This is a genomic window from Paenibacillus sp. FSL K6-1122, assembly GCF_037977015.1.
GTDB lineage: Bacteria > Bacillota > Bacilli > Paenibacillales > Paenibacillaceae > Paenibacillus > Paenibacillus amylolyticus.
Genome location: NZ_CP150272.1, coordinates 4,492,816 through 4,507,259 on the forward strand (window position 1 = coordinate 4,492,816; position 14,444 = coordinate 4,507,259).

Annotated in this window: 14 protein-coding genes; all 14 read right to left on the reverse strand. The window is 47.4% G+C overall.

Features of this window, described 5'->3' with window-relative positions; translation table 11 throughout:
- Positions 1-13 precede the first annotated feature (13 nt).
- Positions 14-1,132, reverse strand: a complete 1,119-nt coding sequence (locus NSQ20_RS20150; protein WP_340030742.1) for a hypothetical protein — start codon at positions 1,130-1,132, stop codon at positions 14-16.
- A 234-nt stretch (positions 1,133-1,366) separates the two neighbouring features.
- Positions 1,367-1,966 carry a histidine phosphatase family protein gene (locus NSQ20_RS20155; RefSeq protein ID WP_076328398.1) on the reverse strand — a complete coding sequence of 200 codons (600 nt, stop codon included), beginning with the start codon at positions 1,964-1,966 and terminating at the stop codon, positions 1,367-1,369.
- A 43-nt stretch (positions 1,967-2,009) separates the two neighbouring features.
- Entirely contained in the window at positions 2,010-2,645 is a 636-nt protein-coding gene (locus tag NSQ20_RS20160) for a zf-HC2 domain-containing protein (RefSeq protein WP_036607660.1), read from the reverse strand.
- Positions 2,642-3,235 (reverse strand): sigma-70 family RNA polymerase sigma factor, encoded by a 594-nt coding sequence (locus NSQ20_RS20165; RefSeq protein ID WP_340030743.1) that lies wholly within the window; start codon positions 3,233-3,235, stop codon positions 2,642-2,644. Before NSQ20_RS20165 ends, NSQ20_RS20160 begins: the two co-directional genes overlap by 4 nt.
- 727 nt (positions 3,236-3,962) lie before the next feature.
- The gene (locus NSQ20_RS20170) at positions 3,963-5,057 is read right to left on the reverse strand and encodes a prephenate dehydrogenase (protein WP_017687717.1); all 1,095 of its coding nucleotides are present in this window, start codon (positions 5,055-5,057) and stop codon (positions 3,963-3,965) included.
- Positions 5,058-5,083: 26 nt separating this feature from the next.
- Positions 5,084-6,184, reverse strand: a complete 1,101-nt coding sequence (gene hisC / locus NSQ20_RS20175) for a histidinol-phosphate transaminase (protein WP_282320920.1) — start codon at positions 6,182-6,184, stop codon at positions 5,084-5,086.
- 86 nt (positions 6,185-6,270) lie between these two features.
- Entirely contained in the window at positions 6,271-7,077 is an 807-nt protein-coding gene (trpA, locus tag NSQ20_RS20180; RefSeq protein ID WP_074095638.1) for a tryptophan synthase subunit alpha, read from the reverse strand.
- Positions 7,074-8,273: a tryptophan synthase subunit beta gene (trpB, locus tag NSQ20_RS20185; protein WP_036672013.1), complete on the reverse strand. Its 1,200-nt coding sequence runs from the start codon at positions 8,271-8,273 to the stop codon at positions 7,074-7,076. Before trpB ends, trpA begins: the two co-directional genes overlap by 4 nt.
- A complete protein-coding gene (locus NSQ20_RS20190) occupies positions 8,270-8,971 on the reverse strand; it encodes a phosphoribosylanthranilate isomerase (RefSeq protein WP_036607903.1) in 702 nt (233 codons plus the stop codon). Before NSQ20_RS20190 ends, trpB begins: the two co-directional genes overlap by 4 nt.
- 35 nt (positions 8,972-9,006) lie before the next feature.
- Complete coding sequence (gene trpC, locus NSQ20_RS20195) at positions 9,007-9,795, reverse strand: indole-3-glycerol phosphate synthase TrpC (RefSeq protein ID WP_036607671.1); 789 nt, start codon at positions 9,793-9,795, stop codon at positions 9,007-9,009.
- On the reverse strand, positions 9,785-10,825 hold the full coding sequence (trpD, locus tag NSQ20_RS20200; RefSeq protein ID WP_091034830.1) for an anthranilate phosphoribosyltransferase: 1,041 nt from the start codon (positions 10,823-10,825) through the stop codon (positions 9,785-9,787). The genes trpC and trpD overlap by 11 nt, the downstream gene beginning before the upstream one ends.
- 68 nt (positions 10,826-10,893) lie before the next feature.
- On the reverse strand, positions 10,894-12,462 hold the full coding sequence (trpE, locus tag NSQ20_RS20205; protein ID WP_036607674.1) for an anthranilate synthase component I: 1,569 nt from the start codon (positions 12,460-12,462) through the stop codon (positions 10,894-10,896).
- Between the two features lie 503 nt (positions 12,463-12,965).
- Positions 12,966-13,343 (reverse strand): chorismate mutase, encoded by a 378-nt coding sequence (gene aroH / locus NSQ20_RS20210; RefSeq protein ID WP_036607677.1) that lies wholly within the window; start codon positions 13,341-13,343, stop codon positions 12,966-12,968.
- 5 nt (positions 13,344-13,348) lie between these two features.
- A complete protein-coding gene (aroB, locus tag NSQ20_RS20215) occupies positions 13,349-14,443 on the reverse strand; it encodes a 3-dehydroquinate synthase (protein ID WP_340030745.1) in 1,095 nt (364 codons plus the stop codon).
- Between the last annotated feature and the right edge of the window lies 1 nt (position 14,444).

A 14,444-nucleotide genomic window follows, 5' to 3' on the forward strand; every position in this document is an offset into this window, starting at 1 on the left:
AGCAACTTGTCCTTCACTTGTCAAACATAATAGGCGTAATGTCTCCTGAGATGGAGCGACAGGATGCAGCAAGACGTGTGCCCCAGGCTGTCATTTGTATAGTCCTGCCTTCCTCATGTTCCCCAATACGGACCATGCCAAGATGCAACATCATTTTAACAATTCTGTTATCATAAATGGCCTCGACCGTATCATAGTAAAACGGCTGAATGAACGGACCGATCTGACGAAACAGCGACTCGGCGGTTGACCATTCTTGGGCACATTCGCCTGTCCAATACACAATAGAGGACAGATTGGGAATAGCACCTTTATACAATCTTAACCAAAACCTAAATAGCTGTATCATTTCGGCTGTTTTCTCAGCTCCCAGCTTGTCTTCTCCAGCTGGTGATAACTTCAGCGTGCCTTGCTCCTCACGAACCAGCCGATGGTGAAATGCATAGTCGTAGAGAAGTGCGAAACGATCCGGGTAATCCTTGAAGGAACGGCCATATCCGAATCTCCATCCACCTTTGCCCACCAATTCCTCACTAATGTGTAGATGCTCCATAATCTGCTGTTGAGAGCGACGGTACATCATGCCTTCAGCGTTAAGGGCAATTTCGTGTTGCTGGACAAACTGCAGGAACAACTTGAGATCATCCGCTAAGAGATGATACTCATCCCGATACATGGGTGGCTCCGTTGTTTTGGTTATCCCTGCTCGCAGATGTGTGGATAACACATCCCTGAATCTTAATTTCAGATCCTGGGGTACCTGATACAAATACCTGGTCTGCTGCGTTGTCCCATTGAACAACCATCCACTCTTATTGAAGCGAACGATGAGATCACGTGGACTCGCGCCAGCCTCACTCTCCTTTTTGTCCATCGATTGACGGGCTATGGCAATGAGTTCTTCCATACCATAATACTGGCGAGGATCAAACAACAAGTTGTTCAAAAAGCGCTGATCTGCTTGATTCAGTTGACGTACCTGCTGCTCAAAAAAGGGTCTGCTGCCCAATGTAGTGAGAATACTCTGGATGAGTTCATGTTTGGAATTGGGCTTGCATTCACATTGGTAATAGTCTGCTATTCGATTAAGCTGGCCAATATCGGCAAAAGTAAGCATATCCGCTAGATTCATGGGTCCATCGCCTCGCCCGTTAACTACTTCGACTACTGATTCAGAGCCTGAAATAGTTTGGTTTTGTAAACATCGTTGACGGAATTCCCATAATCTAAACCTCTTTTTGGAAATCTTTTATGTTTTAAACCATACTATGCCCCGAGTTGGTCAATCAGAAGAAAAATGAGAGGTTTGAAATCATATACAGTCTTTATTTCCCCATAAAACGCAAAAAAAACAACCCAAGTTGGATTACTCAGGTTGTTTCGCTGTGTCCAAAGACAGATGTCGTGTGCAATTATATAACAGTGGACTCCAGTCATCACGTTCCTTTTCCAGGATCGTCAGTGACAGGTTTCCAATCCGTTCTGTATACCGATCTTTAAACAAAGCTGTTAAAAGGTTGGCTAAGAAAGCTCCGTGAGTGACAATGAGTACGTTTTGGTCAGAATAGGCCGACCATAGATCTTCCAGAAACGCCAGTGCACGAATCTGGATATCCGCTATCTGCTCCTGTCCCAAGTCTAATGTCTCCCAGGCTTGGCCCCAACGGGCAACCCGTTCTTCTGAAGTCAGACCTTCAATCTGACCAAAAGCCCTTTCTTTCAACCGTGCGTCTGGCTTGAGCAAAGGTACATTCAACAGCTTGGAGATAATCTCCCCTGTTTCCTGTGCCCGCGATAATCCACTTGTGATGATATAGTCCCATTGGTATTCTTCCGTCAGCAGACGTCTTCCCAGGCGCTCTGCCTGTTCACGACCTTCTCCATTCAGAGGAATATCCGTCTGACCCTGTATACGGCCCGCCGCATTCCAGTCTGTAAGACCGTGACGAATAAGCCCGATTCGCACTTACATCCCTCATTTCTCCACACGGCGAACGAAAGGTTATTACCTATGCACTCGCACCTTGTTTGCGTTTATTCGTTGTTCGATGCATACGTCCAAGAGAAAATAACGCCATTCCTATTGCAAGTAAAGAGAGGGCCATCCAATACTGCGGATAAGCAGGTCCCATGCTCACAACAAAAGGTTCTATGATACTTCCTCTGTCCGCTCCAGTCATGTTGTACTGATACATTCCAGAGGACGATGGTCCGCTTCCGGCAACCCCTGTCTCCAGGATACCCGTAGTAACAACTTTGGTTTGCTCAGCTTCTGATACATCTGGCTTAAACATTGCCATATACAGAAAGCTGCATAAAAAAATAGCCAGGAACGCGGCAATCCACAAAGACATATGCTTGCGGATCACAGCAGAGAAACGATTAACCTTTACCTCTTCCGGCAGTAACCATGGAGACTCCGCGTAGATCCGGTCCATAACGTTACGGTTCACTCTCTCTGCTTGTTGTTCTGTCACTGGAACCGGAATGCTGTGCAGCAAGATCTGAGCTTCTTCCCAGACCTCAAACTGCTCGGAGCACTCTTCACAACCAGCGAGATGAGCATGAAATGCAATCCGCTGAGGATGAGTTTCCGGCAAGTCCCAGACCAGTGCAAACAGTTCCTGGGCTTCATTGCAATTCATCGGTTCTTCATCCCTTCATATGGCTCGTACACCGGTTCGAAGAAATAAGGTTCCAATTGAGTTTTTACGCTTGATCTTGCTCTGAATAATAGCGATTTCACAGAACTGACGCTCTGCCCAAGAATATTCGCAATCTCTTGGTAGTCTAGTTGTTCATACTCACGGAGTATAATCGCAGAACGCTGCTTCTCCGGCAAATTGTTAATCGCATCCCTAACCAGCATCACCCGCTCGCTGCGTAGTACAGCATACTCCGGTGTATTCTCCGAAGGAGCAACGGGAACAATCCCGCTCTCTTCAAGTGGGACATTTCCGCTACGCTGTTTGCGAAGCTCACTCAGTACCGTATTTCTCGCAATGGTATATAACCATGTTGAGAATGAGGCATCCACCTCACGGAAAGAGTGCAGACTGCGGAACGCCTTATAGAAAGTCTCAGAACAGAGATCTTCCGCAAGCAGCTCCATATTGGAACTTTTCAACATATGATATACGAAAGCCAGTATTTTACGCTGATAACGACTCATCAGCTCGGAATATAACTCCAGGTTACCTTCCTTGATCTCTCGAATCAACTGGGAATCCGTCATTTGAGTGCGACCCCTCCTCGCCCATCCATGTGCTTCTCCCCGTTCGACTCTATCCATGTATTACCGAACAGGCACAAAAAAGTTGCGGTTCTCACCGCATATAAAAAGCGTTCAGCGCCATAACTGGCCTTCCCGCCAAATTCCCCTATGTAATGGCAATTTCCCCAACGTTTCTACATTAACAGTATTTATTGTACAACGGTCTGCATCATCCTGGCAAATCCATTGGCATCCACAAAACCCGACCTGTCATTCATATGCGGTCATTTTCACGTTCATGACTTCATTTTGAGCCTTTTTGGTAACCCTTGCTTATATAGACGGACGATATACCGAAAAGGTTACAAAAATGTGATATTTATTGGATCTAAGGTATCCTAACAGATTAAGGAGGGAGATGTAAATAGAGGATGTAAGTCCAAGTGTAATTATTAACATATCAATGCCTTTCCCAAAACTTTTTAAGACAAAAAAAAGACCGCTTACATAAGCGGCCATTGCTCACGTGGAGCAATACAGTTATTGGATAGGAGTGGAGAGAAACCATACTGTACCCTTATTATATGTATACGTTTTCATTTTGTCAACACTTTCAGTAAAATTGTTTGAATTAATTATATCTTTCGGTAAATCAGGATAATACATCCTTTTTTTTCTGTGACTGAAAATCAAATAACCACTCCAATATAACCTCACAAAAAAGAGGGCTTTCGCCCTCTTTCTCGTCTTATATCCACACTTGATAGCCTAAGGAATCCAATAACGTCTTGGCTCGTTCCATATCTTCTTCCTGACGGAAAGACAGACGCATAATACCCGGCACATCCACCCGGTTTTCGATAATCTCCAAGTTGCTCAAGTTGATATCATTCGCCCCAAGCTCAGTTGCGATCTTACCGATCATACCCGGTGCATCCTGGACATCAGTATACAGATCAAATAACGGCGAAATCATGCCTTTGCGTCGTTCTGGTAATATACTGCGGAACTCGCGGGCCTGACGGAATGCCTCCTCTATGCCTTCACCGTTCTTATGTTCCAGCATATCCGTAAAGGCCGTCATCTGGCTATTCCAGTCCTTTAGCAAGCCCAGCAGTACATCACGGTTGCTAAGCAAGATATCTCTCCACACAATCGCATCACTGGACGCAATCCGGGTAATATCCCGAAAACCACCTGCAGCCAGCATTTTATACAGTGGATTCGACTCATTATATTCACGCACCTGATTCACCAGCGCAACAGCAATAACATGTGGCAGATGACTAATCGCCCCCACGATGTCATCGTGCAGCAGAGGCTCCACACGCACGATCTGTGCCCGCGTATACGCAAGCAGCTCAGACAGCCTGCTGTAGGCTTCCTCAGGTACATGTTCTGAAGGGGTTAAGACATAGTATGCATTCTCAAACAACACAGCTGAGGCCGCATCTACGCCTGCACGCTCCGACCCTGCCATAGGATGACCACCAATGAAGTAAGCGTCAGTCAACCGCACATGCTCGGCACAAGCGGCAATGGAAGCTTTAGTGCTTCCTACGTCCGTGATGATACATCCTTTTTTCAATGGCAGCTTGGAGAGCTTTTCGAAATAGGATTCTAGCAAACCTACGGGAACGCACAAAAAAATAAAGTCGGCATCCTCTACCGCTTCTTCCAGAGAGAGCGTAGCATCATCCACTACACCGCTCGCTATGTACTTGTCCTTCAGTTCATCCAAGTGGGCGTAGCCCATCACGGTTACATCTGGCTTGCCTTTGAAGCAAAGCGCCAGTGAACCGCCGATGAGTCCTACACCAATCATTGCAATTTTTAGTTTCATGGGTCCTCACTCTTTCATCGCCAGTATTAAGGGCGTGCTACCGCCTTCTCAGCCAGCGTGTTCTCCAGTGCCGTGACAAATGCACGGTTCTGTTCTGATGTTCCGACGGACACACGAATGTAAGTTGGGTATACGTGGAATCCTGAGCGAACGATAATGCCTTGTTTGAGCAAGGATTGGAACGCAATTGCCGAAGGCATATTCAGGTCAACCATAATGAAATTACCCTGTGAAGGGAAATACGACAACCCGAGCCGTGTAAATTCATTTTGCAGGTAATCCCGATCCGTTGCATTCCGCTTCGAGCACTCTTGAACAAAATCCTGATCCAGTAGTGCAGCTTTTGCCGCAACCTGTCCAAAACGGGAGGTGTTAAACGGTTCACGTACACGGTTAATCAAATCAATAATTTCGGGACGTGCAATACCATATCCGATCCGAAGCGAAGCCAAACCGTAAATTTTGGAGAATGTCCGCAGGATGACCAAGTTCGGATACCGTTCGATCAATGGTATACTTTGCGGGTATGCTTCATCGGTTACGAATTCATAATAAGCTTCGTCCAGTATGACCATCACATGAGCAGGCACACGGTCCATAAAGGCTGTAAGTTCCTGCTCGGAGATAATCGTACCTGTCGGATTATTTGGATTACACACCCATACTGCTTTGGTTTTGTCGTTAATTTGCGCGAGCATCGCGCTCAGATCATGCGTGCCATCTTTCAGAGGCACTTCGATGGACACGGCACCCTCAATATCTGCATTGCTTTTATATACAGAAAATGTTTGATCTGCCATGATGGTCTCGTCACCCGGCAAGAAGAAAGCTCTCGTGATCAAAGCAATAATCTCATCGGAACCACAACCAAATATTAAGTTGTTCCGTTCAACGCCAAGATGCTTGGCAAGAACTCCCGTCAGCTCAACCGAGCTACCGTCTGGGTATATGCTTATATTCGTCATTTCTCTCGTAATGGCTTCCAGGGCGGCAGGAGAACTGCCGTACGGGTTTTCGTTGGAGGCCAGCTTGATGACTTGTTCAAGCCCCAGTTCACGTTTCACTTCTTCAATCGGTTTGCCCGGCTGGTACACAGGCAGATTGACAATCTGGGATTTCGGTTTCAACCCGACCGCCTCCTGTTATTGAAATAATGTTAGACACGAATCAGCGTGCACCTTACGTGTCCAAAAGATGTCCTTTCAGGACATCTCTATCCCTTTAATTGTGCCACAAAGTTGCGAATTTGCAACAGTCCCGCTGCACGCGTATCCGGATTTTCAAGCAGAGGAATCGCATCTTCCACCTGACGAACAATGGCACTACCTACAACAACGCCATCGCAGATGCGGGAGAAATGTGCCACCTGCTCATGACTGGAAATACCAAAACCCACCGCTACAGGGAGGTCTGTCAGACTTTTCACCGTCTCAATAAAGCTCTCTACGCCATCAAAGAAAGAAGCTCTCTCTCCCGTTACCCCAAGGGAAGATACACAATAGATAAAGCCACTCGCTCCCGTTACAATCCGCTCAATCCGGGCATTAGAGGTAGGTGCAACAAGCGGCACCAGATGCACACCAGCACGATTTGCGCGTTCTCGCATCTCTTCCGCTTCCTCAATTGGCAGGTCCGGAATGATCATGCCACTAATATCGTGTTTGACCAATTCATCAAAGAATACATCCAGGCCTGTCTGCAATACCGGATTATAATAGGTGAACAGTACAAACGGCAGTTTCACACCTGCCTTACGAGCTTTTGCAGCGGTTTCCATCACAGTACGAATGGTAATCTGGCTCTTCAGCGCACGTTCGGAAGCGCGCTGAATGACAGGGCCATCTGCAAGCGGATCGGAATAGGGAACACCCAGTTCCAAAATATCCGCTCCAGCCTGTTCAAGCTCCTTGATGATATCAATCGTTGTATCCACATCCGGGTCTCCCACGGTTAAAAATGGAATAAGTGCCGTGCGATTCTGTTCCTTCAATTGCTGGAAGGTCTGGTCCATCAGATTCATCCCAAGTCACCTCCCGTGTATTTCATGATCGATTCAACATCCTTGTCTCCACGTCCCGACAGACAAATGACTACAATATCATCTACTGTAAGTTCAGGCGCCAGTTTGACAACTTGAGCTACCGCATGTGCAGACTCCAGAGCAGGAATGATTCCTTCCGTCCGACATAGGAGTTGCAGGGCATCCAGTGCTTCCTGATCCGTGATCGGTACATATTTTGCCCGTTCAATATCCTTGAGATAGGAATGCTCCGGACCAACACCCGGATAATCAAGTCCGGCCGAGATGGAATGCGCTGGCTGAACCTGTCCATACTCATCCTGCAACAGGTAACTCATAGATCCCTGGAATACACCATGCGTACCTTTGGTCATCGTCGCAGCGTGATACTCGGTTTCGACCCCTTTGCCTGCGGCTTCAACACCAACAAGTTTCACATCCTGATCACCGATAAATGGATAGAACATACCGATCGCATTACTTCCTCCACCAACAGCGGCTACAATTACATCCGGCAAACGCCCTTCGATCTCCTGAATCTGACGACGGGTCTCATCACCAATCACACGTTGGAAATTCCGCACCATCATCGGATATGGATGAGGACCAACCACTGATCCGAGCACATAGAACGTATCCTCTACATTGCTGACCCAGTAGCGAAGTGCTTCATTACCAGCATCCTTCAGTGTCCGTGTTCCGGACGTCACCGGAATTACTTCTGCTCCGAGCAGCTTCATCCGAAATACGTTTAACTGCTGACGCTCTGTATCTTCTTCGCCCATAAATACTTTGCATTCCAGTCCAAGCAATGCGGCTACGGTTGCGGTCGCAACGCCATGTTGACCTGCACCCGTTTCGGCAATAACTTTCTTTTTGCCCATCCGTTTGGCAAGCAAACCTTGTCCAATGGCGTTGTTAATTTTGTGCGCGCCTGTATGATTGAGATCTTCACGTTTCAGATAAATTTTCGGTCCGCCCAATCGGCGTGACAATTGCTCTGCATGATACAATGGCGTTTCACGTCCAGAATACTCGCTTAGCAGATAGTTCAGTTCCTTGTTAAATTCCTCATCTTCAGAGAAGTGGCTGTATGCCTCCTCCAACTCAATAAGTGCGTTCATTAGTGTCTCAGGTACAAAGCGGCCTCCGAAGTGACCGAAACGCCCGTGTTGATCCGGCAATTGATGTGTCATGCCTGCTTCACCCTTTCTACGAATGCTGTAATTTTGGCAATATCCTTCACACCTTCAGTCTCCACGCCGCTGGATACATCGACGCCGAAAGGTGTATATGTCTGTATTAGTTGTTGTACATTGTCCGGCTGCAAACCTCCTGCAACGAACAGAGCAATTTCGCGACTTTTTGCCCATTCAGCATAGGCAGGGATTCGCTCCCAGGCAAACGTTTTCCCGGAGCCCCCTCCATATAGAGGATCATGGGTATCAAGCAATATCGCATCCACGTATTTATCATAAGTATCAAGAGCCCTTATGGCTGCATCATCAGCTTCCGGTCCCGTTTCATCTTTGGGAAAAGAAAAAACTTTGAACACTGCGGCATTCCACCGCTGCTTCACCTGCTGGCAAAATTCCGCAGTCTCCTGTCCATGCAGTTGAATAACATCCAGCTGAGCAATGTCCATAATGTGTTCCAGTTCTTCGAGCGTAGGATTCACAAATACACCCGCAAGCTTCGGCCGATCATAGGTAGACCATTCGAACAACACCGTTCTTAATGCAGCAGCCTGCTCGGGTTCGATTCGGCGGCGTGATTTGGCAAAAACAACACCAATGTAATCCACAGGCAAGTTTATCATCGATTTTAGCACTTCAACGTCCTGAAGTCCACATATTTTTACGGCCGCTGGCAGCGGGTTTCTCAGTTCTGACATACTGTCGCCTGTGCCATCGTGTAAGGAAGTATTCATCATTTGGGTCCCATCAGATCATATACAGCCGCCTCGACATCATCCTTGCGCATGAGATGCTCACCTACGAGAATACCATGAACACCGGCCTGGATCAGAGGTACTGTTGATTCTGGTCCGTCAATACCACTTTCGCTAATCAAGGTAACGCCACTTGGAATCAATTCCATCAAATCCAGTGTCGTGTTCAGGCTGGTTTCGAATGTTTTCAAATTACGATTGTTGATGCCCACAAGTGTTGCCTGCGGAATCTCCAATACCTGCTCCAGTTCTGTTCGATCATGGACTTCAATCAAGGCATCCAGCCCCAAACTTTTGGCAAATTCCAGATATTGACGAATCTGTTCAGGTGTCAGAATACTGGCAATCAGCAATACCGCGTCCGCACCCAGCAATCTTGCCTCGGCAATCTGTCGTTCATCTATAATAAAATCCTTGCGCAATAGCGGAATGTTCACTGCTTGATGGATAGCCTGCAAGTACTCGTTGCTGCCTTGAAAATACGACACATCTGTTAATACGGAGATGCAGTCTGCACCCGCTCGCTCATAAGCAGCAGCAATCTCTACCGGATGAAAATCCGGACGAATTAACCCTTTGGATGGCGAAGCTTTTTTCACTTCAGCAATAAGGCCAAGTTTGCGATTGCGTCCGCTTGATAATGCTTTTTCAAACCCTCGAGTTGCGGGTAGTTGTTCGATTTTTTGGATAGCTTCATCCATGTTAAATGTTTGTGCAAGAACTTCAACTTCTTTATGTTTGGTTGCAACGATTCGATCAAGATACATGACTATACGCCTCCGTTGTATGAATTAACTGTTCAAGCTTCCCGGCAGCTTTGCCCGAATCTACCGCTTCTGCGGCAAGTGTCACCCCTTCAGCAATGCTATCTGCAAGACCGGATACATAGATGCACGCTCCGGCATTCAACAGAACGACATCACGATAGGCACTCTGCTCACCCTGGAAGATCCTCTTAATAATTTCGGCATTCTGTGCCGCATCTCCTCCAAGTACCGCTTCGAGCGGATGTAGAGACAAACCCATATCACGTGGATCAATATCATAGGTGTGCACTTCACCATTGCGAAGTTCAGATACCTGAGTTGGTGCCGAGATACTGATTTCATCCAGACCATCATGGCTGGCCACAACCAACGCTCTTTTGAGACCAAGACGATTCAGTACTTCAGCAATCATCGGCGTCCGGGAACGATCATACAGGCCAAGCAGTTGGCGATCTGCTCCCGCAGGATTCGTTAACGGTCCGAGCATATTGAAAATGGTACGAACCCCCAGCTCTTTTCTTGGTCCTGCTGCATGTCGCATGGAAGGGTGATATACCTGGGCAAAACAGAAGCAGATTCCGATATCATCCAGACATTGTCTGGCCTGCTCACCGTTCAGATGGATATTTACACCGAGTGCCTCTAATACATCTGCACTACCCGCTTTGCCTGAAGCTGAACGGTTGCCATGTTTGGCGACCCGAACCGAGACGGCCGAAGCAATGATCGCGGATGCTGTGGAAATGTTGAATTTGTGAATACCCGATCCACCTGTTCCACACGTGTCCAGCAAGCCGCTGCCATCCGTTAGAATTCGTCCGCCCTGACCACGCATGGCTTCAGCAAAACCGGTGATCTCATCTACCGTTTCACCCTTCATCCGTAGCGCCATCAGCAAACCTCCGATTTGAGCCGGCGTTGCCTCACCTCTCATGATCGAGTACATCAAATCTCTTGCTTCGGCTTGCTCCAGATGGCTGCCCTCTAGAATCTTCGCCAGGCCATTTTTCATGCCTTCCTCACGAGTAATCTCAGCAATAGGGGTTACAGGGTTCTCATTCATTATTGGGTTTATGTTCATCTCCGGTCTCTCCTCTCTCAGTTCTTAGCGGCCGCTGGTGTGACAAAGTAGTCTGCATTCGCCAGTCTCAACGTGCTGTCCTTTTCTTTGGCAGGAAACATTGCTTCTGCTGTTCGAATCGCCTTGAGCAATGCTTTAGCTTTGTTAACCGTTTCCTCATATTCATTCTCAGGCACAGAATCCCATACGATTCCCGCTCCGGCCTGTACATACGCTTTTCCTTTTTTAAAAATAATCGTACGAATCGTAATACAGGAGTCCATGTTACCCGAGAAACCAAGGTATCCGATTGCTCCTGCATAAGCTCCACGTGCCTCTTTCTCCAGTTCCGCGATAATCTCCATTGCACGCAGTTTCGGTGCTCCGGATACAGTACCCGCTGGCAAGCAAGAGAGGAATGCATCGAAGAAATCCTTATCTTCTCTAAGCTCGCCCGTAACGTTGGATACCATGTGCATAACGTGAGAATACCGTTCAATCTCCATGAACATGTCACACTTCACACTGCCGAAGCTGGATACCCGGCCCAGATCGTTACGCCCCAGATCAACTAGCATCAGATGCTCCGCGCGTTCCTTCTCATCCTGGAGCAGATCAGCAGCGAGTGCACGATCTTCCGCTTCTGTTGCCCCTCTTGGACGTGTACCTGCAATCGGTCGTGTCTCCACACGATTCCCGTCCACCTTGACCAGCGCTTCTGGCGAAGTACCCACGATAATCTCATCATCCATTTTGAGGTAATACATATAAGGTGATGGATTCAGGGTCCGAAGCACACGATACACGTGAAGCGGAGAAACTTCCGTATCAATGTGGAAACGCTGGGATAATACCACTTGAAAAATATCACCTGCGCGAATGTAATCTTTGGCTTGCTCTACATTACCGATAAATTGCTCCTTCGTGAGGTTGGAGCGAATATCCCCCAGTTCCACGTCTCCCGGAATGGAACGCGGATTCAGGTTCTCTCCTGGTCCTTGCTGCTGCAAACGTTCTGCGGCCTGCTCCAGCTTCTCCGAAGTCACTGCATACGCTTGACGTATCTCGTCATCCGTTGCACCGTCCTTGACGTGTACATTACCTACGAGCAGCATCTGCTGCTTCACATGGTCAAACACGATAATCTGGTCACAGAACATAAAGCGAATGTCATCCATATTCAGGTCATCCAGCGCGTGAGCTGGAAGTTTCTCATAATAGGACAGCAAATCATATCCGAAGAAACCAATTGCCCCACCTGTGAATGGTGGCAGTTCATCATCTTTTGGACTGCGATACTTACGCAGCAGTGCTTTCAGTTCTTCGATCGGTTTACCTGGCAATTCACGAGTCTTCCCTGCTTCTTCTACAACAATCCGGCCCTTCTTGGCCGAAATCATCAGGAACGGATCTGTACCGATGAACGAGTATCTCGCCCATTGGATACCGCCCTCTACACTTTCCAACAGGAATGCCCGGTCGTTGTCAGCATAACGGCGGAATATTCGAATCGGAGTCTCCATATCTGCCAGAATCCGTTTGACTACCGGAATCAGATTATACTCATTCGACATTTTCAGTACTTGATTAACGTTTGGCGTTATCATCAGATCACGTCCTTTCAGATTTAGGTAGAAGAAAAGGTTATATGTACAAAAAAACCTCTACCATCAGGTAGAGGTTTGGTTATAAGCTGTATTTAACAGGGTGATGCTTCATAAATAACAAGTCCCTATACTTCGCTGTCGGATTATTCACAGGTCGCTGAATTGATGCATCTCACATCATCCAAATCGGGAAAATAAATTAGTTATAACACTTCAACTACTCATTCCAATATTTCCTAAAATATAGGAGAGTGCATTGATTGTGTTTGTACCAAAATATATCAAAACAAAAGATGTCCTATGACACGTTTGTTTTCCCTGTTCCTGTTACCTATTCCGTAGCACGACGTACCGTGAATCAGTTGACCGGTTTCTGTTGCCCCGGTTACCACCCACTGGACTCTGCTATATACTCCACTAGCTCAGCTGCTCTCAGCTCAATCTCTACTCTACTCAACTGGTTCTCACTATACATCATTATGATCGGTTTGACAACCCACTACTTAAGAACCAGAAGGTGTTGCCAAATCCGGACGTAATGCCTGTGCACCGTTCAGATACACATGGTTGATTTCATTCTGAGCTTTGTTTGTATTGACATGCACCATGAAACGAATGCACTGCGCCAAGGCACCTTTAACAGGAACCTCCAGTGCACACATTAGTGGTACGAGTTCCCAGCCATCCAGTTGGCGAATAGCTTTTGCCGGGAAAGCAGCATCCAGATCCCCAGTTAACGTAATCCACACACTGCAGATATCTTCCGGTTGGATCTCATTGCGATCCACGATCTCCTGCAACAATACTGCCGTTTCCTTCAAAATCTGTTCTTCGTTGTTCTGCGTGACTGTTGTAGCCCCGCGAATTCCCCGTGTGACCATCGCTGTTATTCTCCCTTCCTGAGCATTTCAATGACGTCCCGAACTGCCGACACAGGTACGTCCTTCACAATTCTTGCAGCCCCAATCCGATCAGGAATGATAAACACCATATGACCTTCACGGAACTTCTTGTCATGCATCATCGCTTCCATTAATGCATCCGTGTCGAGATGCGCAGGCATCGTTGTTGGAAGGCGAAGTGAACGCAACATGCGGACCGTATCTTCATAGAGCCCTGCTGTCGCACCAAGCTTCTCACCAAGCAATGCTGATCCAGCCATACCGATCGAAATCGCTTCTCCGTGCAGAAATTCTCCATAACCGGCAATCGCTTCAATGGCATGACCAATCGTATGTCCCAGGTTCAACAACGCACGTTCTCCATTTTCACGTTCGTCTCTGGATACAATCTCTGCCTTAATGCCACATCCACGTTCCAAGCCGTATCCAAGTGCTTCCGGATTAAGCGCAAGCAGTTCTTCCGCATGTTCCTCACACCAATGTGCAAAAGCCTCATCACGGATCAGCCCGTGCTTCAGCATCTCTGACAACCCTGCCGATACATCTCGTGGCGGCAAGGATTGAAGTGTGTCCACATCATAGAGCACTAGCTCGGGCTGGTGGAATGCACCAATCATATTTTTGGCCAGCGGATGATTGACAGCCACCTTGCCTCCTACACTGCTGTCATGCGCCAAAATCGTTGTAGGTACTTGAACAAACTTGATTCCACGCATATATGTAGCGGCAACAAAGCCAGCCAGATCACCTACGACACCACCACCTAAGGCCAGAATCGCAGAACTCCGATCCAGTTTGCCTTCGATCGCAACGGTCATCATATCCTGGTACACCGAAAGGGATTTCGATGTTTCACCAGAGGGTACAACCGCCGATACGACTGTATAACCAGCCGTACGCAGCGTTTGCTCCAAACCTGACAAGTATTTGGGAGCCACATTTTCATCTGTAATGATGAGTAACGGACTTTTTTTGGTCAACCCATATTGCTCAAAATATTGAGGGGCTTGTGCCAATAGACCGCTACCAATCAGAATCGGATATGAGCGTTCCTCCAACTGTACCGTCAGCTGACGCATA

What these genes read in the sequence shown, in the direction of transcription:
- NSQ20_RS20150 (WP_340030742.1), bottom strand. Translation starts at nt 1,132, where the DNA reads ATGAATCTAGCGGATATGCTTACTTTTGCCGATATTGGCCAGCTTAAT.
- NSQ20_RS20160 (WP_036607660.1), bottom strand. Translation starts at nt 2,645, where the DNA reads ATGAATTGCAATGAAGCCCAGGAACTGTTTGCACTGGTCTGGGACTTG.
- NSQ20_RS20165 (WP_340030743.1), bottom strand. Translation starts at nt 3,235, where the DNA reads ATGACGGATTCCCAGTTGATTCGAGAGATCAAGGAAGGTAACCTGGAG.
- NSQ20_RS20170 (WP_017687717.1), bottom strand. Translation starts at nt 5,057, where the DNA reads ATGAAACTAAAAATTGCAATGATTGGTGTAGGACTCATCGGCGGTTCA.
- trpA (WP_074095638.1), bottom strand. Translation starts at nt 7,077, where the DNA reads ATGAATCTGATGGACCAGACCTTCCAGCAATTGAAGGAACAGAATCGC.
- trpB (WP_036672013.1), bottom strand. Translation starts at nt 8,273, where the DNA reads ATGACACATCAATTGCCGGATCAACACGGGCGTTTCGGTCACTTCGGA.
- NSQ20_RS20190 (WP_036607903.1), bottom strand. Translation starts at nt 8,971, where the DNA reads ATGTCAGAACTGAGAAACCCGCTGCCAGCGGCCGTAAAAATATGTGGA.
- trpC (WP_036607671.1), bottom strand. Translation starts at nt 9,795, where the DNA reads ATGTATCTTGATCGAATCGTTGCAACCAAACATAAAGAAGTTGAAGTT.
- trpE (WP_036607674.1), bottom strand. Translation starts at nt 12,462, where the DNA reads ATGATAACGCCAAACGTTAATCAAGTACTGAAAATGTCGAATGAGTAT.
- aroH (WP_036607677.1), bottom strand. Translation starts at nt 13,343, where the DNA reads ATGGTCACACGGGGAATTCGCGGGGCTACAACAGTCACGCAGAACAAC.
- aroB (WP_340030745.1), bottom strand. Translation starts at nt 14,443, where the DNA reads ATGCGTCAGCTGACGGTACAGTTGGAGGAACGCTCATATCCGATTCTG.